This is a genomic window from Arthrobacter methylotrophus (assembly GCF_039539965.1).
In the GTDB taxonomy this organism is placed as follows: Bacteria; Actinomycetota; Actinomycetes; order Actinomycetales; family Micrococcaceae; genus Arthrobacter; species Arthrobacter methylotrophus.
Genome location: NZ_BAABED010000001.1, coordinates 2595733 through 2619087, shown reverse-complemented (window position 1 = coordinate 2619087; position 23355 = coordinate 2595733). Strand labels below are relative to the sequence as shown.

Here is a 23355-nt window from a genome sequence, read left to right as displayed (position 1 = left end):
GGAATCTACACGCCAGCTTACGGATCCGCTTCCGGGTCTCGTCACGCTTCTGAGACGACTCGGAGGACCGCGAGAGCGTGGGCCCAGGGAATGCGTTCCTGCTCGAGTCGAATTCCGCCGCGTTCACGGAGACCTTCGACGACCGCCTTTTCGTCAGGCTCCAGATACGCAAATGCGCCCGTCGCGGGGACCGGCTCAGGTACCCAGAGGTCGGAGAACGCGTCGAGCGTCGCGAGGTCCATGAGAACCGTATTGGGCGCGAGCGCCTGGGCTCGGAGGCGGTTGAGTATCGCGAGACCATGGGTATCCAGATCGCCCCAATATATAAGTGGCGCGGAAGCGGCCCACGGCAGCTTACTGACGCGGTCCACGGCGTAGCCTGAGCCGTGCAGGACGACGGCGCCTGGCCATGGGGGCATCGCCAGGACTGATTCGAGGTTCTCGAACACGAACACGGTCCGTGGGCGGATCGCGAGAGAGGCCACCTCTGAGAGTGGGGCAGCCACATCGGAGAGACCACCTGGGGCAAGTGATGAGTCGAGGAACCGCAATCGGATGAGATCCGGTTTGGGCGCCAGCCCGAGGCCCGTCCTGCCCGTCGCGGCAGAGTACAATTTGGCGACGAGCGGCTCGTGCCTGCCCACCCACTTTGTGTCCACACCCCGGATCGGTAACTGTCGGATGTAGAGGCCGGAGTCGGGATGCGAAGAAAGCCATTCCAGGACGTCCACGAGCCTGGCAAAGTCCGCCTCGTCGAGGAGAGTGATCGCACGCATCGAACGTATGAGGGCGTCGCGCAGCTCGGGCATGCTGCCGGGCTCGCCGCCATTTGCACGAGCCATGAGAGCCGCCGCCCTCGACCTTGCCTGACGCCAGTTCGGAAGGCAGCCCGCGAAAGAAGCGAGTTCGTCGGGGTTCGCGAGGACGAGTCTGACGGGGACCCTCTGCCGCCCGAGCGATGCCCACGCTCTCTCACCCCACTCGACGCCTTCCTGCCCCGCCCACGAGCGCACCCAGGCAACGGCGGTTACCTGGTCGGACAGGGCCGTTCTTTCGGTTGGTGGATGCAGTGGCAGCGCAAGGGCCGGTGCGAACGGACGTTCGACGGCCCAGGCAGCCGCGTATTTTTCGTATTTCTTTGCAGCCGCGGCGCGTGCGGCGGCGACCGTCACTGGAACCGGCATTAGAACAGCTGACCCGCGGTTTCTGTTTCGACCATCACCGCAGGCGCCCTCTCACCGTCGTCGGTGCCTTCATCGGCGAGATGCTCGATCGTTACGAGGCCCACGCGTGAGTCGCGGAAATCGATACATCGCACGGCCGCAATTCCGCCAATGTAGTCCTCAAGCGTCTGCAGTAACTTGAGCGGCGTCGCCAGAACCATGTGGAAGCCGAATTCATGGAACACGTCCATGGCCATGCGTGTGAAATTCGAATCTGCCTTGTCGAAGGCCTCATCCATGATCACAGTTCCGTACGACGGGATGTCCTCATCGTCGCCGGCAAGCTGGTAGCGGAGCGCCGCCGCAAGGCAGAACGTCACAAGCTTCTGCCGCTGTCCACCGGACAGGCCTGCACCCGTGTCGTGGACCGCGAGCTCGCGGTTCCGGGCATCAACCTCGGCAGCGATGAAGCGGACATGAAGGCGTGTGTCGAGCACGTGCCCGCGCCAGTTCGCGTCGGCCGACTCGCTCGACGCGAGCTTGGACATGAGCGCCCGCATGACGTTGAATCGCCGCTCGGCGTCAGTCCGGTCCTCAAGGCCCCACGAGCCGGTGCTGATGGTCTGCAAGTCCGCCAGGAACTGCTTCGCGAGCTCGCCGCGGGACTCGCGGACCCGGATCTTGAGGTACTTGCCGGCATCGAATTCTGACCGGCGTAGCGAGCGGTTCACGGGATCGATCCGCTCATGTACCTCGCGGATTGCACCCCGGATCTCGGCAGCGAGCTGAGCGACGTTCTGCTGCGACTGCTTCTCAAGGAGATCGAAGAAGCGATTTTCAAAATCAGGCAGCCGATCGACCTGGAGCCGTTCAAGGATCGCCAGGAACCCGCCCCGGTCGGCGACATCCGGTCGCAGATCCGCAGTCAGCGCGGACCACATGCGGCACACGTCCCCGGCCAACTTTTCGAACTCACGCCGTGCGGACTCGGCCGCCGTGCGGGATTCCTTCTCTTCGGTCGAGAGGGCGCGCGAGACGGCGAGGGCTACGTCGCTGACGGTGTCGAAGGTGATGCTGCGCCGGTGCTTGAGAAAACGGCGCTCGAGATCGCCCGCCAACTCACCGGGGACGGGATGTTCGCGGTCCGCGGTGTCCTCGAGCTTGCGGATCTCCTTTGCGATCTGCGTACGGCGGGCCCTCAACCCGGACGCCTCGTCGTTGGCGGTGGCCTCGGCGGCCTTGGCCGCGTTGAGTCGCTTCAGCGCTTCGGAGGCGGCGGCCTCGGCCACGCGGAGGTCGTGGCTCGCGGCGAGGTGATCGTCCAGCCTGGCCCTACGCTCAGCTGTGACCTGCGCGGCGGCATCGACGTCGACAAGGTCCCAGTCGACCGAGGCGAGGGCCTCCAAGGCATCGACTCTCCGGCGTCGCGCGTCACGGCGGACCTCGGCCCCGCTGAGAACCGCCTCCGCCTCGGCAACCGCCGCGACGGCTGAGCTACGAAGATTGAGGAGATGTTCAATCTTTTCGTGGTTGTCGAATCCGAGAACCCACCGGGACCGGTCATTAACCGCGGCACGGTCGTCCTTCTCGTGACGCGTGCGGGAGCGCTTGACCTGGCCCGCGCGCGTCACCGCCGTATCGAGGGTCGCGAGCTCGCCAGGCGAATCGACGCACTCATAGTCATACTGGCGAGTCAGCACCGAGCGCAGCCAATCCGCCGTCGGCCCTTCCTTTACCTCGACGCGGTGCACGAGCGAGCGCTCCGAGCGTGGGCTGCGGGCCGGCTCGGGTCGGGATTGGACCGACTCGAACACGAGCCGCGTGTCGAGGTGCCGGGAGTCGACAGCGGCGCGCACCTTCACGATGTGCGCCTCCGGAACGAGCATGACGGTTGCCAGAGGCCTCAGCACCCGCTCGATCGCGCCCCTCCAGCCCGCATGCTCGGTCCGAACCTGCAGAAGCTCCGCCGCAAACGGGAATGTGGCTGGCGGCAGGCCTGCAGCGTCCGCGACGAGTTCGCGTGCCCGCACCAGCCGGTCCTCAATGTTCGATCGACGCCGTCGAAGGGAGGCAACTTCGGCGTCGATGTCGGCGACCTTCCGCTTGGCTGCGGCGAGGTCATCGAACAGTGCTAACCGAGCATCCTTGCCGGCAGCTTCGGCGGCATCCGATTCGGCGCGTTCCCGCTCGGCTGCCCCGCGCAGTTCTGCGAACTCCGCGAACGACGTCGGGCAGTCTATCGAAGCGGCCGCGAGCTTCTGCTCGAGCGCGGCGCGCGACGCACGGACCATCCGCTCGCGTTCCTCGGCGTTGCCGATCGCCTCGCGTTGCTGGGCCAGGGCCGCACCGCCGCGCTGCTCGATCTGGGTCTGGCTGAACTGGAGCTCGGCGGCCCGCTCCGCCGTCGTGGTCGCCGCCTTCCTGACCTCGTGTTCGGCCTGGTCGACGGCGGTCTCCGATTCACGGTGCGCATTCCGGGCGAGCTCGAGCTTCCATGCGTCTGTGAACGAGTTGAGTGCCCCGAACAGCCGTTCGGCCGCATCCGCGCGGGTGCTAGCGTCCTCGAACCGGGCGGCTGGATCACGCAGGCGGCCCAGGGCCGCGACCTGCTCGCGTGCCTCAACCACCGAGCGGTGCGCCTCCGAGAGCTCCACGAACTGGTCCACGGCCGTCTCGGCGAGGTCAAAGGTCTTCGGCCGATCGAGCATGAACGTGCGGAACAAGTCATCCAGTGTGCCAAGGGACTTGGCCGATTGGGTCTTGTGCAGGAGGACAAGCGCATTGTCCCCGCGGATCCCCAGCGCCCGCGAGAAGCGTTCGGCGAAACGTGAGTGCTGGTCTGTGACCATGGCCTCGGGCCACGCCGCCTTGATATTACGTTTGTCGATCCCCTTGGTGAGGTAAGGGACGAAGTCTGTCAGAGCGACGTCCTCGTTGAGCATGAGGCTCAGCTCAGAGATGTCGGCGGGCGCGCTGGCACCCCGCTTGAGATGGTACAGCTTGACGAGAACCACACGCCGGGGCGCTTTCCTGCTGCCAATTTCGAGGTCGTCGTCCGTATCCCGCCCGTTCCGGTAGCTGAGCAAGACCCCACTCAACGTCGCTCCCTTTCGGAGGTAGTCGCTCGCGACCTCGCCCGTCTCCTCGTCGGCGCTCCGCCGCCAAGCTCCGCGCACGTACGTCACAAGAGAGCGATCGTCTCCGCGTGTGCTCGTGTCCTGCGCGGCGGCGTTAAACCTCAGCTTTCCGCGCGGGGTCAGGACCGCGGCGACGGCATCAACTAGAGAGGACTTCCCTGACCCCGAATGTCCAGTGAGGAGGAACCCGCGCCTCGCTATGTCGACGGTGTGGTGGCCGCCGAAAGTGCCCCAGTTGAGCACTTCAAGACGTTCGAGCCGCCACTGCCCAGACCGGTCCTGACTCATGCATCCTCCTCCTCGACTTCGTCTGCCGTGCCTTGGGAGTCCTCGTCGCCCGCGCCGACGAGCCGCCGGTACTCCTCTTGGACTGCGCGAATCTCCTCCGCCCCGAAGACAAGTCGCAGCACCGGCGAAACCTCGAAGCGTCCCTCTGTGCTAGTCGGCGCTAGAAGGCCGTAGCGGACCATCTTCTTCCACGAAGCTTCGATGCGCTTGGCGAATCCGGCAGGATCCGCCTTGTCGTGGCCCTGGTAGACCCTGAGTTGGTCGGCGACTTCGTCCCGTCCCACGATCGTTTTGGACCCGCCGGCGTCGTGCAGGAGCTGTTGACGGAGGTGCAGGAGGAGCGCCGTGTCGAGGAACGTGAGTGGGGCAGTGCGCAGGACCTTGGGTACGTCAGGGCGGTCGACGGCGGCACCAACGTTCCGCACGAAGGCTACCTCCGCTTCGAGGTCCAGAACGAGATCAAGGTACAGATCCGCAAGGCGAGAGCGGATGGGGGCCTCGTCCGCCAGGAGAGCAGACCAGAGGTTCGCGTGCCGGTTCGAGGAGAGATAGGGGCCCCTGAGCAACTGGACCAGAGCCCGGCGTGAACCATCGCGGAGCTGGCCCACGTCGCCGTCCCAAAGTCTGGCGGAAACCGCCGGGTCATGGGTTCCCGGGAACGGGGCGGGGCTCGCACTGTTCGGAGTCGTGTCTGTCATGGGGCGGTCCTTCTGACCGGTCGAGCGCCGATCGGCTCGGTGAAAAGGTAGCGTCCGACGGTCCCACGTCGAGCGGTACCGCTGGACGACTCCCAAACGACGTCCTCGCGACCTATGAGTGGGCTGGCATGTTCATCCGCCAGAACGAGCAAGCCCACCACGCTCGCAACTCCCTGTGTGGCGGGCCGTACCGCAAGGACCTCTGCGATCGTCGCGGCACTGAGCGCGGCAAGGGCAGCGTTGACGCTCCCACGCAACTCCTCCATGTCGACATCGGAGGCGCGGGCCAGCTCGCGAAGTTGCTCGATGTCGACGGGTTCGGGATCGTGCGTCACAACGTGCTCTGACGCCTCAAAATCGCCGGGGTTGTGAAGGCTTAGCGCGGCAACGGAGTCCAAAGGTGCGCTTGAGAGGTTGAGCGCGAGGGCCGTCTTGGCATACGGTTTGACGCTTTCCGATATGTCAAGGGCAAGGCGCAAAGCCGAACGGAGCTCGTGGTTGATAACGCGGTCCTCAAGAAACTCCTGCGACTGGACAAAGCGACGCAGGCTGCGGCTAAAAGCCGTCATGACACCGTGGATCTCGGAGCTGCGGTCTTGGAGGGTCGGGAGAATACGGCGCAGGCTTTTCGCTTGCTGGACCGTCACCGTGTCCATGAAGTCACGGCCAAGCACGTCCTGGATGCTCTCCTCAAACTCGATGCCACGTTCGGGATCGAGCAGGAGGGAGTAGAAACCTGTGAAGCTACGGCCGGCGTCCGAGGAAGCGAGGAGGTCCACCCCAAGAAAGATGTCGTCTAGGACGGCGCCACGGCTGCCCTCTTGGTCGATGAGCTTCTCGCGGAGGTCCCGGTTGAGCCGCTCGAAGTCGGAACGGACCCGTGCGAAGTCAGCGGGCACCTCATCAACAAGTGCGAGAACATCACGTAGCCGCTCGGCGGCGTGCTCTGGCGCGGGAATGTCCACGTCACCAGCTGCCACGCGCTCGATCTGTGCATCCAGGCGAGCCCGCTCGGCCTGGAGGCCAGCGAGGCGCGAGCTGATGTCTGGGTCGGTGTCTCGCGCAAGCGCCCGAAGTCGCTCAATGACCGTTGCGAGGCGCGATTCGGTGACGGAAGCACGAGGTGCGGATAATTGCGACGCAAACCGGATCGCGGTGAGCGCCCCTTGGGAAAGCTCAAGCGTCTCCTCGCGGGCGTCTTCCGCTGCACGACGGATGAGGATTCCCGATGAGCGCCATTCGGCGCAGTACTGCTGGGCCGTTTGGGGCAGCTCGAAGCCGTGGGAGCGGAGTTCTTCGAGGTCGTCCTCGATCCTCTCGAAAAGGACCGGGGCAGCTACGCGGCGGGCCTCGCCGCCCAGATGCTTGTCGAGGATCGAGATCGCGACCGGAGCGTTGCGCGCACGCAACATGGCCCAAGCAGGATCGGACTCCTGGAGCCGGCTGGCCTCGAGCGCGGGGCGGAGAATGCTCACCGGCTCATCCTAACGGCCATCATCCGCCGGGAAGCGCACCGTACATCGAGCTTCGATCCTGTACGGCCGATGAGTCATTCCTCGGCATTGGGCTCGAGCGTGGCGGCTGCGTCGAGGGTGTCGCTGACAACGTTGAGGTAGTTGTCTCGGCCGCGGCCAGGGACCCGATCGGCAACACGATCGCGGATCGTTCTGCCCCTGGCAAGACGCTCCGGCAGGGCCGGCTGGCCTTGTTGTGTCTGCTCCTTTCGGATATAGCTCTTGAGTTGTAGAACCTGTGGGTTGTATCATGGAGTCGGTGTGGAATATTGACGTGGAGCTAGTCGAGCCGTGGCTGTTAGGGCTCGATCAGGACTCGTACGAGCAGGTGATCGCTGCGTTGGAGCTTCTTGCCGAGCGCGGGCCGCAGCTTGGTAGGCCGCTTGTCGACACGGTGGTTCGTTCGCGGCATAAGAACATGAAGGAACTTCGGCCTGGATCGAGCGGTCGGTCGGAGTTGCGGATCTTGTTCGCCTTCGATCCGGAACGGCATGCTATTTTGCTGGTTGCAGGCGACAAGGCCGGCAACTGGACCAAGTGGTACAAAACGAACATCCCGATTGCGGATGGGCTGTTCGATGATCATCTGAGGATTCTGAAAGGAGGATCGTAATGGCAAAGACTATCGAAGAGATGTTGGCCAAGCGGCCTGTTGACCGGGTTGCTGTGGACGCCCACAAGAAGCATCTGCTCGATGAGGTCCGGGCCTACCGGCTTCGGGAGCTCCGCGAGGCCTCCGACCTGACGCAGGTCGAGCTGGCTGCACGTCTGCACGTCAGCCAGAACAGGGTGTCCCGGATCGAGCACGGCGACATTGACCGTGCCCAGGTCGACACGCTGCGGAAATACGTTGAAGCGGTCGGTGGCCGGCTTCGTGTCGAGGTTGAACTCGGCGACGAACGGATCCAGATCGCCTGACCCGACAACCCGTTCCTGAACGTTTGAACACCTTGGTCCTGTTGGGACCGGTTCAGAAGTGGGAAAGAGGGTGTGTTGACAGTGTCAACACTTTGGGCTTCGGATTGAGCCGTACATAAGCCGGACTGGCTCGTACTCGGCATGTTTTCAGAAGTTCCCTGTGTTTGCGGGGTCTAGAACCCGGTTCGAGTCCCACCTCGGGCACAGTGTTTTCGCAGGTCAGGGGGCCTTTGGCCCTCTGACTGTGCACAAATCAGCTTTTTATGGGCCCCTTCGGGGCCTTTTTTGTTGGTGGCCGTTGGTGCGGCCGGGTGCCTCTTCCATTGTGTTGGGCGGTAGGTCTGTGTTCTTGTTTCTTCATGGTGCGGCGCATGCGGGGCTGCATGACTTGCCTTCAGACAGTGGTCTATCCAGGTGCCACAAGGGGGCTGGCCCGGGGTTCAGTTGGCTACTTGACCAAGCGAGCGGATGCTCGTGAAAGGATTTTGAGAGGCCCATGGCTTGCCCGAGCAGGACGCCGACGACTCCATGGCTGATCTCCAATCCGTTGTCCTCGACGTACCCGAGGGAACCGCCCTTGCCACGAGCGCGCCCCTCACCCTTGGCCATGTTCTGGCGAGTATGGGTGCAGATCGTGTGGAGCCGATCCAGCTGAAGGACATCCTCGTTGTCCGCCACGCCTTCAAGCCGGGCGATCCGGTCCACCTCCACGCGCCGGAGGCTCTGCCCCGGGAGGGTGTCCTCGAATACACCCCGGGTCCAGTGGCCCTGGGCAGTTCGCCAAGAAGCCGCCGCGGTATTGGGTGATACGGGTTGCCGACGGTGGGCGCCACTCGCGCGTATTCGGGGTCTTCGAGAATTCTGGTGAGGTCCAGCGTACGGACGCTGAAATCCATTTCGACTTGCGCCCGAGTAATTTCCTGTCTCTTCCGGTTGGCCGGTTGGTTGTTGAGTGGGGGTCAATACCCAGGCTGGGTACCGGTACCGGTACGGGTACGGGTACGGGTACGGGTTCTGGTGCTGGTACTTGTACGGCGAAACGGCGGCGAAACCGCCTGTCTTGGAGATCGCTGACCGGGACAAGGTCAACTGGTAGAGGTAGCGCTGCTAGAGGCGGATTGTCGACGCCAGACAATCTGCAGACTTTGTGCTGGCGATGCATCAGAACCAAATCGAATAAGGTCTCGTTTGCATGAGCTGACGAAAAAAAGCAGCTATCCCGGATTCATCTAGCCGGTCGCCGGACCCGTCCAATCCAAGTCCGCGCTAGCAATTGCGCCTTCTAGGCAGCCATGGCTGCGTACTGGAGAAGCGCAATCTCCGCGGCAGACGCGGAAAATGGGAGGCCTACCGACGAGAAAGTAGCCTAGTCTTTGTCGGCCCTTGCAAGACCATCCGCAACTGCTGCCGCATGCAACCCTCCGATCGGACCCCACCTGGCAAGCGGGATTGGGCTTTGCGTCCTGTAATCTGCGGGCGGGTTGGTAGGGTGAGATTCACAGGATTCATAAGATTCATCGACATTCACAGGAGTAGGTGTGGAGAACCCTTTTCGGCCGACGGCCGGGGCGACGCCGCCGGATCTTATCGGGCGCGGCGGAGTGCTGGACGAGTTCGCTTATGGTCTGCGGATCGGGTCGGGGGCGCCGGGGCTTCTGACGATCTTTACCGGGGCGAGGGGGATCGGCAAGACCGTCATGCTCGGTGCCGCCGAGGACCTGGCCGTGGCGGGTGGCTGGGCGGTGGTGTCCGAGACCGCGACCGGCGGGTTCCTAGGCCGTATCGGGGAGGCGATGTGCAGGCTGACGAATGAACTGGGGGATGGGCCGACGGGCCGCCGGGTGACGGGGGTGTCGGTGGCCGGCTTCTCGGTCACGACCCAGCTTGCCCCGGAGGAGCAGGTCGATTGGCGGGCGCGCGGAGCGGTGCTTTTGCGTTTGCTGGCGGAGCGGGGGACGGGGTTGGTCATCACGGTTGATGAGATTCATGCGGCGGACCGGGTGGAGTTGTCCCAGCTTGCCGCGGATGTCCAGCATTTCATTCGCGAGGGCCTGCCGATCGGGCTGATTTTCGCGGGTTTACCTGCGGCTGTTTCCGATTTGCTGAACGAGGGAGTGGCCACGTTCCTGCGGCGCGCTGACCGAATCGATCTGCATGCGGCCTCGATCGCAGAGGTGGAGCGTTCGTTCGCGGAAACTTTCGCCGCGGGGGGCGTGGCCCTGGACGGTGAGCTGGCCAGGGTCGCGGCGGAGGGCACGGGCGGTTATCCGTTTCTGATCCAGTTGATCGGATACTACCTTTGGCAAGAAGCAGAAAAGGTCGCGGGCGGTCTGGATGCCGCCGCCGTCGGCCGCGCGGTGACGGCGGGCCGGCGTCGGAACGAGCGGGTGGTCATTGAAGCGGCGCTGTCCACGACGTCCGGGCGTGACCGTGATTTCCTGCAGGCCATGGCCGAAGATCCCGGGCCGTCGTCGACCGCGGACATCGGCAGGCGTACCGGGATGCGGCCGAATGCCGTCGGTAACTACCGGACGCGTTTGATGGATGCGGGTCTGATCGAACCTGCAGGTTACGGGCTCGTGGAGTTCGCAATCCCAGGGCTGCGCGAATACATGACCGCCGGTCCGGCCAGGAAATAAGCCGCGCGGCCGGCAGAAGTTCGGATCTCCTAGTCCATAAGTTGGCATTCCCGGTGTGTTGACAGTGTCAACACTTTTGCCGTCGGTCTGGGCCACACATCGGCCGGACTGGCCCGTACTCGGCAGGTTTTCTGGACTTCCCAGTGTTCACAAGGCCTGGAATGCGGTTCGAGTCTCACCTGGGGCACAGTGTTTTAGCAGCTCAGGGGCCTATTTGGGCCCTGAGTGTGCGCAGGTTTCGTTGTGAAGGGGCCCTTCTTCATAGGTGGCCGGTGGTGTGGCCGGTTGCCTCCTTGCGTGCTTCGCTGATCGACCAGTTGGCGTTCGGTACCTGTTCATGGATGCTTATGGCCTGAGCAACATGAATTCGGGAAGATTCGGTGGAAGTTTCCTTAGTGCATCGTTGGGTGCTCATCAGGTTCTTAGTGCTGTTCGGCTCTTGGTTGGCTGTTCTGCTTGATGATGGTTGGTCCGGGAAGGCGCCGTGACTTGTGCCCAACCGGTGGAAAACCTGTGCCGCCGAACGTCCACAGGCTGTCCCACCGTGCAGCCCACGATGCCCAGTGCCATTCCCGTCCGAACCCAGGGATCGTTCTGTATGCAGCTGTCCATGGTTGCTGTCAGCGTCGACTGTGTAGTGCGTAAATTTTCATCGCACTGTCCTGCGCTGGGACGCCTGCTGCTTGGTCGTTTTTCACGCTTGTTCATTGGGCGGCTGGCAGCCGTGTCTGTCGCCTGACCGGCAGGCGATGCGAAGTGGCAATCCGGCTTCGGGCGGTGACCGGGGTCAGCCTTTCAGCGTTGTGTCGAGTAGAGCCTGCAGCTCCTGGAAGTGCCGCTCGGTGGCCGCCGGGTTGAAGGCGGAGGTGTCCGCCATGGTGTAGCCGTGCGGCGCCCCTGCATAGATTTCGTTGGACGCCTCAAGCCCTGCGGCCTGTAAGGCTTCGCCGAGCCGAGCGACGGCGTCCGGTGCCATGCTGCGGTCATTGTCCGCGTGGCCGAATACGAACCGGGCCCGTGCATTGCCAAGCTTCAGATGCGGGCTGTCTGGCCCGTCGGTGGCGAGGCCGCCGCCGTGGAAGCCGCCGCACGCTGCCACCACGTCCGCGTGGGACGTGGCGGTGCGGACGGCCAGCCGGGCGCCCATGCAGTAACCGGTGGTCCCGATGGGGCCGGGAGCTACGCCGTTGAGCCCTGCAAGTGCGGACACCCACGCGTTGATGTCCTGCAGCGCCTTTTCCGGTGTCAGGCGGCCAACCCGGGGGAAGGCAGCCTTGCCTGCCGCTTCCCTGCCTTCCTGGGCGGACATGTCCACGGCCGGGGCGAGCTCGGCCATTGATCCTTCACGGTAGAAAACGTTCGGCGCCAGCACCACGTAGCCCCAGTCGGCGATGCGCTGGACAATCTCCTGGATTCGGGGACGCAGGCCGAAGGCGTCCATGTAGAGGATGACGCCGGGAAGAGGGCCGATTGCAGTGGAAGGGCGGGCCACGAGGGCCTCAGCAGTGCCTTCAGCGGCAGGGATTTCGATTGGCATGGGCCCACACTATCGGAGCTCAGGAGTAAAGCCGGGTCACGGTCCCGCAGCGAAGTCGGGGGAGTCTGCTTCGAGACCGTTTCGAGTCAGAGCTTCACATACTCGAACGATTGCTGCGTGCCGATGGGCTTGATCACTATGGGTGTCCGGCATCGACCCTCGGGGTCCTCGACCGCAACCATCGCCTGCGCGCCTTTGCCTCCGCCATCAAGCGGCTGGCCTGTTCCTGAGGGCCCTCCCAAGGCGTTGATTGGTGCTCGCGGTCAGGGTCACTTCAATGGATACAAGGCTATTTCCAGAGGTTATCAGGTGGCCGATGGGGCAGGGGCGTCCACGAAGCCGCGCTGGGGAGACAGCCGAAGCCGCGTAGTCAACACGATGGCCATGCGGGCCGCCTTGTCCACCACGATCGCCTCGCGAACCATTCCCGCACCTTCTGCACCAGCCACCCCCGGTACCCGTGGCTCGTCTCCCCGAACCGATGCTGCCATCGTAGGAAGCTGGGTCGAGGCAATGGAGGTCTGGAGAGTGCGAAGACCGAAGAGAGGCGGCAACAACCGTTGTCACGGACCCGCAGTCTTGCTAACTGTCCTTTGAGCCGCGGAAATTGGTCCCCGGCTGTGGACAGGGAAACAGGCCATCCGAGGAGGCAGAAGCGACAGTCCACTGGCAGCGCTAGTGCTTCCACAGTCCGTTGTGCACGCGCGCTACCCACAGCGTTGCTCCGGGTAAAATTGCGATGCCGATGACGGGCAACAGCGACAAGGACCCCACATCCATCGAGCGTCCGGGGTGCCGTTGGGTCGGCCGGGGGTGCCGGCGAGGTCGCAGCGGTGATTGCCTTCCCGGCTTACGGGCGTCGTCGACGGAGGGATGCTTCAGATGGGCCCTCACGCCGGATCGTAGATCGTTGGCAACCAGCGGCGGGAGGGGTATTCGCCTTGGCTTAGCTCCGACCGGATGCGTGCTCTATGCAATACGGAGTCCAAGGCCTTGCCTCCAGGCGACCCTCCGCGATGGGCTTGCCGCACACGGCGCACAGTCCGTAACTCCCGTTGGCAATCCGCAGCAAAGCGGCCTCGATCTGTTCCAGGCCCACCCGGCTCTGCTCCATGAGTGCGGAAGCCTGGGAAAGTTCGAAGGCGATCGTGCTCCCTTCCGGATCGTGTTCGTCGTCGACGTTCGCGTCCTGCCTGGCGACGTTTACCGAAGTGATGTCCCCAAGGAGGGCTCTCAAGAGCGCAACCTTGCGGTCACGTTCCTCCTCAAGGAGTACTCGGAACCGCTTCGCATCGACCATGGGACGAAAGGCTACCGCACAGTTGAGCTCCTAGGCTGGTTGTCGTAGTTCGGGTCCGTAGTGCTTAAAATCCGGCGCGGGGTGTCGGTGTTTGGGATCCGGTGTCGGGCAAGGGTGGTTTCATCTCCACCCTGCGGTGCGTCCCTGCGCGTCGTCTTCTTCCCCGGGCAGTGGGAGATGGCGATTTTCTTGAGAGCACAATATGAGTGGGAGCCAGGCCGCGAGCTCGTGGGACCGCTCTGACAACTGGGAGCACCGCGACTCTGCAGCGCACAGCCGCCCAGGAATGCCCAACGTGTGGTCGATTGTAGGCCGTGACGCCTACTGCGGGTCGCGCCGGACTTCAGCTGGAGTCCATCCCAGGGCTGGACCGAGCTTGCTGGCGATGTCGGTGAGGATCTGGATGTAATCCTCGTGGTCGAAGCTGAAGGGCAGCGCAAACGCCACCTCGTCGACTTCCTGAAATCCTGCGTGTGCGTATAGCTGTTCGGCGATCTCGTCGCTGGTACCGATCAGGTCCGCGGCGAACAGCATGCCCCTTGCCCCCTGCGGCGCCCGTGTGCGGGGAGTGCGTTCATCAACATACCGCTGGTATTTCTCCCGCTGACCCGGCGAAGCCGAATCAGTTGGGATCACCACCAGGCCCTGCGACACGCGGGCCTGTCCGTGCGCCTGGGCTGACGTTTCAGCGGCTTCACGGAAGGCACGAATCTGCGACTGCTGGATTCGGGCAAAGTCCGGTTCCTGATCCGCTTCCGGAAAGATGACGCTGCTGGAGAGCAGATTGAAGCCGTTTGCCCCGGCCCAGACGGCCGACTTCCTGCTGGCCGCCCCATACCAAAGGCGATCCCGGAGCCCGGCAGAGTGCGGCTCGACGCGGTTGGAGAATTCCTCGACTACACCCTGCCTGCCGGAAAAGTCCCGCACCTTTTCCCCCGCGATCAGACGGGCAAATCGGTTCAGGCGCCCGTAGCTGAAATCCTCTAACTCGGAGGAATCCGGGTACAGCTCATGCTTCACTGTGTCGTAATGCATCGGTTCACCCACGCTCAGCCCCGGATTGATGCGTCCCCCGGCGAGCAGATCCACCGTGGCCAGGTCTTCGGCAAGGCGCAAGGGGTTTTCCCAGCCCAGCGGAGTTACAGCGGTTCCGAGCTCGATCCGTGAGGTGCGTTGGCTGGCGGCGGCCATCATCGCGATGGGCGAGGAGATTCCGAACTGCAGATGACGGTGCCGCAGCCACGCGCTGTCGAACCCAAGCCGTTCGCCAAGTTCGATGATCTGCAAAGTGGATTCGTGGCCCGAGGCGGGATCCGCCGGATCGAACAGGCCGATAGTGAGGAATCCAAGTTTGCGTAAGGGACGTGAGGTGTCGGGCATGGCTTCCTTCAGGATCGGATACGGCTGATCTCAGAATATGCGCCGGGACCTGCGGGTTCTTCTGACAATGGCGTGAGGTTACCCTTCGTGTCGACTGAGGTGAGCGGTGCCACATCGCCGGCATCGAACGCCCGCCGGAGATGGAGCTCCCTCCACAGGAGAGCCCGAGAAGCGTCTCCGGACGAAACCGGCCGGTCATGATTCGTGAATGCGGGATGCAACAACTCGTGGAACTTGCTGATGGGTGACGGGTGTCCGGGAACGGAACTCGCCAACCTGAATTCGCAGCCTGGGAAACCCACGCCGAACAAGCGAAATTCACGAACCCTGCCCGAGGGGAAACCGTCAGGGGCCTGGGCTGCAGTGAAGCTGTCAGCTTCGGGAATACCGGTTTCACCTACGTGAGCGGGCAGGTGGAACTGAACGGTCCTGTCCTTCAACGAATGTCTGCGGAACTCGGAACGGAACAGGTCCGGGCGGTGATCGAGCACGAGGTCGGTCACGTGGTGGGCCTGGACCACGTCAATGACCCGAGCCACGTCATGAATCCCTCCGAGACTCCGGGCGTGGTGTCGTTCGGTGCTGGTGACCTCACCGGGCTCTCCCTCCTCGGTCAAGGAAAGTGCCGGCCCGACCCGTAGGGCAGCGGGCAGGGATTGCCGCACGCATAGACGAGAACCTGAGAACACCGTCCGCGAAGCGACACTGCGGGGCCTTGTGGGGACCGCTCGGCCAGGTTGTTGACAACAGCCCAAAGGGCCCGTGCTGCGTCTTCCCACAAGTCGCCGGGCCCGATACCGGACCGGGGTCGTCCTGTTGGAGAATGCATCATGACCAATGACGATCTTCGGCCTGTGTACTTCCTTTCGGACAGCACCGGCATCACCGCGGAAACGCTCGGCAACACTTTGTTGACGCAGTTCCCTGCCAATAATTTTGACCGCATCACGGTGCCATTCATCACGACTGTCGAACAGGCCAAGACCGTGGTCCGAACCATCGACCAGCTGGCAATCACCGGCCAGCGACCGATCGTCTTTTCCACCGCCGTCAGCAGTGATATCCGCGAGGTTCTGGCGACGTGCGGGGGGATCATTGTGGATCTCATCGGAACGCATCTCGGACAGCTGGAGCAGGCCCTCGGTTCCCCGGCCAGCGGCGAACCCGGCAGGGCCCATGGCCTGGGTAACGCGGAGCGGTATCAGTCCCGGATGGCCGCCGTGGAGTATGCCATGGAACACGACGACGGCCAGAGCCTGCGGGCGCTCGAGAAGGCCCAGGTCATCTTGGTGGCGCCGTCCCGTTGTGGCAAAACGCCTACCACGATGTACTTGGCACTGCAGCACGGCATCTTCGCAGCAAACTTCCCGCTCGTGGACGAGGACTTTGAGCGGGAAGGGCTCCCCAAACCGCTGAGGCCTTTCACTGAGAAGTGTTTCGGCCTCTCCTCCAACCCCCTGCGCCTGAGCCAGATCCGCACCGAACGACGCCGCGGTTCGCCATACGCCTCGCTGCGGCAGTGTGGCTTCGAGTTGCGCAGCGCCGAGCAGTTATACGTGTCCCATAGGATTCCGTACCTGAATTCAGCCACAGTGTCCGTTGAGGAAATGGCGGCCACCATCCTGCAGCGGATGAACCTCAAACATTAGTTTCACAAGCCTGTGTGGCGCACGTCATGTGGAAAGTGCGCTGGAGACCTGTCAATGTGGACAGGGCTTGTGCCCATCAACCGGCCACCGCGGCGAGCGAGGCGGCGCACTTGCACGCCATCACCTGCAAAGGAGCAGTAATTATGACGACAGACATCCTGTGGTTCTCAGAGCTCGGACTCAAGGACCTGGACCGGGTGGGCGGAAAGAACGCGTCCCTCGGGGAGATGGTGCAGAATCTGACCTCTGCCGGGGTCCATGTCCCGGACGGTTTCGCCACGACCGCGGATGCCTACCGCAACTTCCTGGCCGATTCGGGCCTGGACCAGAAGATTGCCGACCGGCTGGTCGGCCTGGATACAGACGACGTGACCGCGCTCGCCTTGGCCGGGCAAGAGATCCGGTCTTTGATGCGCGAGACGCCGTTCCTGCCGGACTTTGAAGCGCAGATCCGGAACTCCTACCAGCAGTTGGTGGACAAGCACGGCGGTTCTGAGGACCTGTCCTGGGCCGTGCGTTCCAGCGCGACCGCGGAAGACCTTCCCGATGCCTCCTTCGCCGGGCAGCAGGAAACCTTCCTGAATGTCCGCGGCATCGAGAACATCCTGCTCGCCATCAAGGACGTGTTCGCTTCCCTCTACAACGACAGAGCGATCGCCTACCGCGTGCACCACAAATTCGAACACGCCGAGGTGGCGCTCTCCGCCGGCATCCAGCGCATGGTTCGCTCCGATGTCGGGGCCTCGGGCGTCATGTTCACCATGGACACGGAGTCCGGGTTCCAGGACGCAGTGTTCGTCACGTCCTCTTACGGCCTCGGCGAGGCTGTTGTCCAAGGCGCGGTCAACCCCGACGAGTTCTATGTATACAAGCCCGCACTGCAGGCTGGCAGGCCTGCAATCCTCAAGCGCGGACTGGGCGAGAAGGCCCTCCAGATGACCTACACGACCAGCCGCGAAATCGGCCGCACCATCGACTTCGTACCGGTTGAGGCCGCCTTGCGGAACCGCTTCAGCCTCAGCGACGACGACGTCGAACAGCTCGCCAGGCACGCCGTCGCGATCGAGAAACACTACGGCCGGCCGATGGACATCGAATGGGGCAAGGACGGAATCGACGGCGGCTTGTACATTCTGCAGGCACGCCCGGAGACCGTGCAGTCCCGTCGGGCCTCCGGCAACCTGAGCCGTTTCCGGCTCAACGGGACCGGCCGGGTGCTGGTCGAGGGCCGCGCCATCGGCCAGCGCATCGGCGCCGGCAGCGTCCGCATTCTTACCTCGATCGACCAGATGGCCGCGTTCAAGACCGGCGACGTCCTCGTCGCCGACATGACGGACCCGGACTGGGAACCGATCATGAAGCGGGCCTCGGCCATTGTGACCAATCGCGGCGGACGCACCTGCCACGCGGCCATCATTGCCCGGGAACTGGGGATTCCCGCCGTCGTCGGCACCGGCGCGGCGACCGACGTGCTCTCCGACGGCCTCGAGGTGACCGTCTCCTGTGCCGACGGCGAGACCGGTGTCATCTACGAGGGTCTGCTGGACTTCAGTGTCGAGGAAACCGAGATCACCCAGCTGCCCGAGGCCCCGGTCAAGGTCATGATGAATGTCGGGACGCCGGAGCAGGCGTTCACCTTCGCGCAGCTGCCCAACCACGGCGTCGGCTTGGCCAGGCTGGAATTCATCATTAACCGCCAGATCGGCATCCATCCCAAGGCACTGCTGAACCTGGACAGCCAGCCGGCGGACGTGGCCGCGGACATCCGGGAACGGATTGCCGCGTACAGCAGCCCGCGCGACTACTACATCAAGCGGCTCGCAGAAGGGGTGTCCACGATCGCCGCGGCGTTCGCGCCGCGGCCGGTGATTGTGCGCATGTCCGACTTCAAGTCCAACGAGTACGCCAACCTGATTGGTGGACCTGCTTACGAGCCGCACGAAGAGAACCCGATGATCGGCTTTCGCGGCGCCTCGCGCTACCTGGAGCCGTCCTTCCGCGACTGCTTCGACCTCGAGTGCGAGGCCCTGTCCTTCGTCCGCAACGAAATGGGGTTGACCAACGTCAAGCTGATGATCCCGTTCGTTCGGACCCTGGACGAGGCCCGCGGTGTCATTGAACTCCTAGCCGAGAATGGCCTCACCCGTGGTGAGAACGGCCTGGAGGTGATCATGATGTGTGAGATTCCGTCCAACGCGCTGCTCGCTGACGAGTTCCTGGACTACTTTGACGGGTTCTCCATCGGATCCAATGACATGACCCAGCTGGGCCTGGGCCTGGACCGGGATTCCGCGATAGTCGCGGGCGGATTCGATGAGCGCGACCCTGCCATCAAAAAGCTCCTGAGCATGGCCATCAAAGCCTGCAAAGCGCGCGGCAAATATGTGGGCATCTGCGGCCAGGGCCCCAGTGACCACACGGACTTCGCCGAGTGGCTGGTCGAGGAAGGGATCGATTCCGTCTCCCTAAACCCTGACACCGTGGTGGATACCTGGCTCCGGCTCGCTCGCACGGCCGCCGAGGCCGGGGTGGGCGCCACGGCGAACTCACAGCACCGCGCCGGGGAAGTCTAGTGGGACGCCCAGCGGCAGCACGGACTACGAATTTCAGGCCCTGCTGCCGCTGGGCGCATCGCCCATTGCGCCGAGTTGATGCTCACACCTAGTGCACCGCGCCGCTGAGGACCTTGCCGTGGCCGGTGGCTGGGCGGTGGTGTCCGAGACTGAGACCGGCGAATTCCTGGGCCGTCTCGGGGAGGCGATGCGCAGGCTGACGAATGAACTGGGGGATGGGCCGACGGGCCGCCGGGTGACGGGGGGTGTCGGTGGTCGGGTTCTCGGTGGCGACGCCGGCGTCCGAACGAGCGGGTGGTCATCGAAGCGCGCTGTCGACGACTTCCGGCCGGGACCGTGGTTTCCTGCAGGCTATGGTCGAAGATCCCAGGCCGTCATCGACCACCAATATTGGCAGGCGTACGGGGATGCCGCCGGATGCCGTCGGTAACTACCGGACGCGTTTGATGGATGCGGTTCGAGTCTCACCTCGGGCACAGCAAACCCTTTCGGAGGAGGGGTTTTTGCTTTAACGTGTTGACGTGCATGCCTCTGACGTGCCCTGAAGTGTCATGACGGCCGGATGCTGATTGCGGGGTCGCCCGGTCTAGGGAGTTGCGGCGAAGGCGCCGGCCACCATGTCTTCGAGGCTGTGGCGCATTTTCCAGCCGAGGTCTCTGGCGCCGAGGTCGCCCATGGCTACGATCCGGGCAGGGTCGCCGAGGCGGCGCGGGCAGATTTCCGGTTGGAACTCCTTGCCGGTGACTGGCAGTCATGGTGCCCATGATTTCCCGCACGGAGACTCCGGTTCCGGAGCCGAGGTTGTATCTGGCTTCCAGATGGCCGCCGGTCTCGAGAGCCTGAGCGGCTGCAACCTGGGCCTGGGCGAGGTCGCTGACGTGGATGTAGTCGCGGATGCAGGTGCCGTCGGGCGTGTCGTAATCGGTGCCGAATACTTTTGGCCGTTTGCCTGCCTTCAGTGCCGCGAGCACGAGGAGAAAGAGATTGCGGGGGCCGGAGTCGTAGATCCCGGTGTCGCCAGACCCAACGACCTTGAAGTTGCGCAGCGCCGTGCTTTGGAGCCCGCTGGCCGGCCCTGGTCTCGGATGAGCCGCCCTCCGATCAGCTTGGTTTCGCCGTACGGCGACTCGGGAAAGGTGGGGGTGTCCTCGGTGACAATTTAGAGGATTGATATTTGGGAATGGTGGGCTGCCAAAGCGTGTTAGGCAGCAACTCCTGACTGGTGAGCAGACGTCAATCGAGTGGCAGGGCCCGCAACCGCATCCTCGACCGCTCATAGGGGAGTTGGTGTTATGTCAACTGAGGACTGGTACTGTTTTGGTACCATGAGTTATGGCCATGAATCTGCGTGTTCCGGAAGACCTCGACCGCCGTCTCGATGAACTTGCGGCCGAGGAGCACACGTCCAAGTCGGCGCTGCTGCTCCAGGGGGCCGAGCTGGTCCTGCAGCGGCACGGCCGCCGCCGGGAGATCAATGAGGGTCTGGATTTTGTGGTGAGCCATGACGCGGCGCTGCTTAAACGCCTTGAGGATGCATGAGTCAGTACCTCGAAATTGAGGACGCACTGCAGGTGATCGACCGGTACGGGTTCCACATCCGTGACATTGGGCTGCTCGCTTCCGCCTTGGCGCGCCCGGCAACGACGGTCATGGGCACGGAAGCCTATCCTCAACTGGCCCTGAAAGCGGCAGCCCTGCTCGAGTCCGTGGCGAGGTTTCATCCGCTCATCGACGGCAACAAGCGCACTGCCTGGACGCTCATGGTGTTGCTGCTGTGGATCAACGGGTTCCGGCACGACTTCAACACGGAAGAGGGCTTCGACCTGGTGGTGGGAGTGGCCGCCGGCGACATCGATTTGCGGCGCAGCGCCATCCTGATCGAGAAACATCTGATTCGACGATAGCTCCGGTGGAGGGGGTCCCAGGCTAATGTGCCGGAATTCCCGATGAGCGGTCAGTGGAGGAGTTCGAAGGCCAATAAATGCGGTGTGCACCCACGAGCCCCTGGACTCGGCCGTACCGCCGTCGGACTGACACGTATTGCGGATATTTCAGGGAACTCCCTGTGTTTGCGGAGCACCGGAATGCGGTTCGAGTCCCACCTCGGGCACAGTGTCTTCGCAGGTCAGGGGCCTTTGGCCCTCTAACTGTGCATAAATCAGCTGGTGTGGCCGGGTGCCTCTTTCCTTTGCGTTCGCGGGGTTTGGGCCATCTAGAGCCCCGGGTTACACCCTTGGCTGGCCCAGAGCGGCAACGTGGAAGGTTCCGTCGCCGGCCAACGCGTGGTTACCAACGACGGTGTGGTGATTCTCGGATACCCCGACCGCCCGGCCGGCTGCCGCCCGGGCGTCCCAGCTGTACGGGACCAACATGGTGAACTCGCTCAAGCTCCCCACCAAGGATTGCGGACGGCCAGGGCAGCCTCGACTTCGACAACGTGGTGCAGCGGTCAGTGACCGTAGTGCGGGATGACGAAGAGACCTCGGTCAGGGAACCCGGGCGGCGTGGAGCCCTCACGTGCTCAGTCGTCCCTCGCCTAGTTGCATACTTCCGGATTTCTGCCGCCTGAGGCACCGTTTAGAACATCGGTCGCCAGGTTTCGACGGCGTCGTCGCTGACTGCCACTACCTCGCGCCAGCGGTCGAACACCGAGCACGGGTGGGAAATGCCCAGGTCAACGATGTCGCCGACCTGCAGGCCCTCGGCGTCGTCCACGATGGCGTGGTGGTCGAAGAGGCGGGTCAGCCTGGCGTCTGCGCCGACAGGCAGGAGGGCCCCGTTACGGTACCGGGAGACGATCACCGGCAGGCCGGCGTCGTACGCCAATTCGCGCTTGCCCGCGTTCAGGACCACGCGCCCGGCTTCCGGGGCGGAGATGACCAGCGCCCGCACCACGGCCGCGGCGGTGAGGCCGGGGACCGGTGAGACGCTCCGGTAGGTGCCGTGGTCGTGCACCACGTAGCAGCCTGAACGGAGCACGTTGACGGAGGCGTTGTGCGGCAGGAACGCGGCTGCGCGGTCCTGGAACGCAGAGCCGCCGTTGCTGAAGACCGGCAGTTCCACCTCGAAGGCGGGGTGCAGTTCATCGAAAATGTCGCGGGCCAGGCGGCAGTGCGAATCGATCCCGGCCAGGTTTTCAGCCGTCCGGGTGTTCGGTGCCACTCCCTCGTAGGCGCTGACGCCGGCCAGCAGCAGCCCGCTGGCGGCACGAATCTCCGCGGCCAGCGGCCCGGCCTCGGGGCCGCTGCGGATCCCGGTGCGGCCGCCGGGGGTTCCGACGTCGATCAGGACGTTCAGCGGCCGGGGCGAGTCCTCGAACACTTCGGCCATGGCCCGGACACCCGCCGCCGAATCGGCCAGGCAGTAGATATCCAGTTCCGGTGCGGCCGCCAGCCATGCACGCAACTGCTCAAGGTGGCCGCGGAACAGCACCTCGTTCGCGATGAGGATCCGGGTGGCACCCCACTCGATGGCGTGGGCGGCCTGCGCGGTGGTCGCCACGGTCACGCCCCAGGAGCCGGGCAACTGCCGGCAGACAATCTCGCGGGTCATGGTGGTCTTGATGTGCGGGGCCAGCACCATGCCGCGCTCCCGCGTCCAGGCCTCTTTGATGCCGATATTGCGCTCGACGGCGGCAACGTCCAGGAGCATCTGCGGCAAGGTGTGGAGCGGGACGGCGGCGTCAAGGTGCGGCATGCGGTGTGATTCTTTCAGGACCGTTCGGGAAGCTGTCCCCGGAAATCCTATCGCTGCCCTCAGACAGGCGCCCATTTGCCGTGGTGGCGGCGCAGCACGTAAAGGTTCCCGGTCAGAGCAACGCGTTCGACGTCGTGGCGCATCATCGCGGCCGACTCGCGTGCCCGGCTGTTCTCGCCCCGGTAGTCCTGCGCAATTGTGGGGGCGTGAAAGCCGGTATCACAGGCGGATGTACGCCCACCCTTCCCACTGCCGCATCGCCAGATGGGCAATTGCCGCAGGCACGGATCCGACACCGGCGTGGAGCTGCCCCGGTGTAAGCTCCGCTGAACGCAGGCTATTCCGGCACGCAAGGATCCGGATGCCTTGACCGATTGCTTCGCTGATGGTCTTCCCCAGCGTTGACCCTGAGACCAGCAGACCCACTCCCGGGCCCTGGACAACGACCCCGACCGGGACGCCCCGAGGGAGGGCCGCCACTGCGTTTTCCGCACTGCGCAGGGTTGCCGCGAGCCTGGCACTCTCGGCCGCTCCTGCGCTATGGACCAGAACACCCCGCGAGGTATCGGCCTCCAGGGTATCGGCCGAAAAATCGGTGTCCGGCATGAGGGCTCCTTCAGCATCGTGAGACCAAATTTCGCTCCGGTCAAGACTTGGGGTGATTCTCCCAGTGCACACCATGGGAGAGACGATCCCACCTGCGGATCGCGCTCCTGTCGGAGGAAGAGCTTATCCGCAAGCATGTGGCCGGCGAAGAACGCCTAGTCTCGGCGCCCGGCGTCACTGGCAGTCTCCCGCGATGATGGCGACTCTGTATGGAGATGGAGATCCTTCGCTTCCTCTGCCGGGCGTTGGTCGTGAAG

The 23355-nt window shown here is 64.0% G+C and carries 26 protein-coding genes and 1 pseudogene; 11 read left to right on the top strand and 16 right to left on the bottom strand.

The window, feature by feature from the left end; genetic code table 11:
- Positions 1-41 precede the first annotated feature (41 nt).
- Genes ABD884_RS13920 through ABD884_RS13905 form a run of 4 tightly spaced genes read right to left on the bottom strand, consistent with a single transcriptional unit; the run spans position 42 to position 6761 of the window.
- Positions 42-1184 (bottom strand): Wadjet anti-phage system protein JetD domain-containing protein, encoded by a 1143-nt coding sequence (locus tag ABD884_RS13920; RefSeq protein WP_345046698.1) that lies wholly within the window; start codon positions 1182-1184, stop codon positions 42-44.
- Positions 1184-4588, bottom strand: a complete 3405-nt coding sequence (locus ABD884_RS13915) for an ATP-binding protein (protein ID WP_345046694.1) — start codon at positions 4586-4588, stop codon at positions 1184-1186. The genes ABD884_RS13920 and ABD884_RS13915 overlap by 1 nt, the downstream gene beginning before the upstream one ends.
- A complete protein-coding gene (locus tag ABD884_RS13910; RefSeq protein WP_345046691.1) occupies positions 4585-5286 on the bottom strand; it encodes a DUF4194 domain-containing protein in 702 nt (233 codons plus the stop codon). Before ABD884_RS13910 ends, ABD884_RS13915 begins: the two co-directional genes overlap by 4 nt.
- A complete protein-coding gene (locus ABD884_RS13905; RefSeq protein ID WP_345046689.1) occupies positions 5283-6761 on the bottom strand; it encodes a DUF3375 domain-containing protein in 1479 nt (492 codons plus the stop codon). The genes ABD884_RS13910 and ABD884_RS13905 overlap by 4 nt, the downstream gene beginning before the upstream one ends.
- 298 nt (positions 6762-7059) lie before the next feature.
- Between ABD884_RS13905 and ABD884_RS13900 the strand changes: the two genes are divergently transcribed.
- The 5 genes from ABD884_RS13900 (at position 7060) to ABD884_RS13880 (ending at position 10357) form a co-directional block, all read left to right on the top strand.
- Entirely contained in the window at positions 7060-7413 is a 354-nt protein-coding gene (locus ABD884_RS13900; RefSeq protein WP_345046685.1) for a type II toxin-antitoxin system RelE/ParE family toxin, read from the top strand.
- Positions 7413-7718, top strand: a complete 306-nt coding sequence (locus ABD884_RS13895) for a helix-turn-helix domain-containing protein (RefSeq protein ID WP_345046683.1) — start codon at positions 7413-7415, stop codon at positions 7716-7718. Before ABD884_RS13900 ends, ABD884_RS13895 begins: the two co-directional genes overlap by 1 nt.
- A gap of 501 nt (positions 7719-8219) precedes the next feature.
- Complete coding sequence (locus ABD884_RS13890) at positions 8220-8525, top strand: hypothetical protein (RefSeq protein WP_345046680.1); 306 nt, start codon at positions 8220-8222, stop codon at positions 8523-8525.
- A gap of 145 nt (positions 8526-8670) precedes the next feature.
- Entirely contained in the window at positions 8671-8814 is a 144-nt protein-coding gene (locus tag ABD884_RS13885; protein ID WP_345046677.1) for a hypothetical protein, read from the top strand.
- Positions 8815-9256: 442 nt separating this feature from the next.
- Complete coding sequence (locus ABD884_RS13880) at positions 9257-10357, top strand: ATP-binding protein (protein ID WP_345046675.1); 1101 nt, start codon at positions 9257-9259, stop codon at positions 10355-10357.
- Positions 10358-10616: 259 nt separating this feature from the next.
- Here ABD884_RS13880 and ABD884_RS13875 read toward each other — a convergent pair whose 3' ends face one another.
- The 8 genes from ABD884_RS13875 to ABD884_RS13840 form a co-directional block, all read right to left on the bottom strand.
- Complete coding sequence (locus ABD884_RS13875) at positions 10617-10772, bottom strand: hypothetical protein (RefSeq protein ID WP_345046671.1); 156 nt, start codon at positions 10770-10772, stop codon at positions 10617-10619.
- Entirely contained in the window at positions 10772-10969 is a 198-nt protein-coding gene (locus ABD884_RS13870; protein ID WP_345046669.1) for a hypothetical protein, read from the bottom strand. The genes ABD884_RS13875 and ABD884_RS13870 overlap by 1 nt, the downstream gene beginning before the upstream one ends.
- 175 nt (positions 10970-11144) lie before the next feature.
- Positions 11145-11894 (bottom strand): dienelactone hydrolase family protein, encoded by a 750-nt coding sequence (locus ABD884_RS13865; RefSeq protein ID WP_345046666.1) that lies wholly within the window; start codon positions 11892-11894, stop codon positions 11145-11147.
- Positions 11895-11980: 86 nt separating this feature from the next.
- The gene (locus tag ABD884_RS13860) at positions 11981-12136 is read right to left on the bottom strand and encodes a hypothetical protein (protein ID WP_345046663.1); all 156 of its coding nucleotides are present in this window, start codon (positions 12134-12136) and stop codon (positions 11981-11983) included.
- A gap of 63 nt (positions 12137-12199) precedes the next feature.
- Positions 12200-12385: a hypothetical protein gene (locus ABD884_RS13855; protein WP_345046661.1), complete on the bottom strand. Its 186-nt coding sequence runs from the start codon at positions 12383-12385 to the stop codon at positions 12200-12202.
- Positions 12386-12569: 184 nt separating this feature from the next.
- On the bottom strand, positions 12570-12788 hold the full coding sequence (locus tag ABD884_RS13850; protein ID WP_345046659.1) for a hypothetical protein: 219 nt from the start codon (positions 12786-12788) through the stop codon (positions 12570-12572).
- A gap of 52 nt (positions 12789-12840) precedes the next feature.
- Positions 12841-13194 (bottom strand): TraR/DksA family transcriptional regulator, encoded by a 354-nt coding sequence (locus ABD884_RS13845; RefSeq protein WP_345046656.1) that lies wholly within the window; start codon positions 13192-13194, stop codon positions 12841-12843.
- A gap of 321 nt (positions 13195-13515) precedes the next feature.
- Positions 13516-14574 (bottom strand): LLM class flavin-dependent oxidoreductase, encoded by a 1059-nt coding sequence (locus ABD884_RS13840; RefSeq protein ID WP_345046653.1) that lies wholly within the window; start codon positions 14572-14574, stop codon positions 13516-13518.
- A gap of 251 nt (positions 14575-14825) precedes the next feature.
- Here ABD884_RS13840 and ABD884_RS13835 point away from each other — a divergent pair, with 251 nt between their 5' ends.
- The 4 genes from ABD884_RS13835 to ABD884_RS13820 all read left to right on the top strand — a co-directional run bounded on the left by ABD884_RS13835 (position 14826) and on the right by ABD884_RS13820 (position 19226).
- Positions 14826-15215, top strand: a complete 390-nt coding sequence (locus tag ABD884_RS13835) for a matrixin family metalloprotease (RefSeq protein ID WP_345046648.1) — start codon at positions 14826-14828, stop codon at positions 15213-15215.
- Positions 15216-15404: 189 nt separating this feature from the next.
- On the top strand, positions 15405-16223 hold the full coding sequence (locus ABD884_RS13830; RefSeq protein ID WP_028266852.1) for a pyruvate, water dikinase regulatory protein: 819 nt from the start codon (positions 15405-15407) through the stop codon (positions 16221-16223).
- Positions 16224-16366: 143 nt separating this feature from the next.
- The gene (gene ppsA / locus ABD884_RS13825; protein WP_345046641.1) at positions 16367-18796 is read left to right on the top strand and encodes a phosphoenolpyruvate synthase; all 2430 of its coding nucleotides are present in this window, start codon (positions 16367-16369) and stop codon (positions 18794-18796) included.
- Between the two features lie 91 nt (positions 18797-18887).
- Entirely contained in the window at positions 18888-19226 is a 339-nt protein-coding gene (locus ABD884_RS13820; RefSeq protein WP_345046637.1) for a hypothetical protein, read from the top strand.
- 156 nt (positions 19227-19382) lie between these two features.
- Here the strand turns inward: ABD884_RS13820 and ABD884_RS13815 are convergent.
- Positions 19383-19955: pseudogene (locus ABD884_RS13815) on the bottom strand (NAD-dependent epimerase/dehydratase family protein); the annotation flags it as partial.
- 179 nt (positions 19956-20134) lie between these two features.
- Between ABD884_RS13815 and ABD884_RS13810 the strand changes: the two are divergent.
- Positions 20135-20335: a ribbon-helix-helix protein, CopG family gene (locus ABD884_RS13810; RefSeq protein ID WP_345046635.1), complete on the top strand. Its 201-nt coding sequence runs from the start codon at positions 20135-20137 to the stop codon at positions 20333-20335.
- On the top strand, positions 20332-20700 hold the full coding sequence (locus ABD884_RS13805; protein WP_345046632.1) for a type II toxin-antitoxin system death-on-curing family toxin: 369 nt from the start codon (positions 20332-20334) through the stop codon (positions 20698-20700). Before ABD884_RS13810 ends, ABD884_RS13805 begins: the two co-directional genes overlap by 4 nt.
- Before the next feature lie 321 nt (positions 20701-21021).
- Here ABD884_RS13805 and ABD884_RS13800 read toward each other — a convergent pair whose 3' ends face one another.
- The 3 genes from ABD884_RS13800 to ABD884_RS13790 form a co-directional block, all read right to left on the bottom strand.
- Positions 21022-21183 (bottom strand): hypothetical protein, encoded by a 162-nt coding sequence (locus ABD884_RS13800; protein WP_345046628.1) that lies wholly within the window; start codon positions 21181-21183, stop codon positions 21022-21024.
- A gap of 190 nt (positions 21184-21373) precedes the next feature.
- Entirely contained in the window at positions 21374-22492 is a 1119-nt protein-coding gene (locus ABD884_RS13795) for an alanine racemase (protein WP_345046625.1), read from the bottom strand.
- Between the two features lie 219 nt (positions 22493-22711).
- Positions 22712-23098: a DsrE family protein gene (locus ABD884_RS13790; RefSeq protein ID WP_345046622.1), complete on the bottom strand. Its 387-nt coding sequence runs from the start codon at positions 23096-23098 to the stop codon at positions 22712-22714.
- Positions 23099-23355 lie beyond the last annotated feature (257 nt).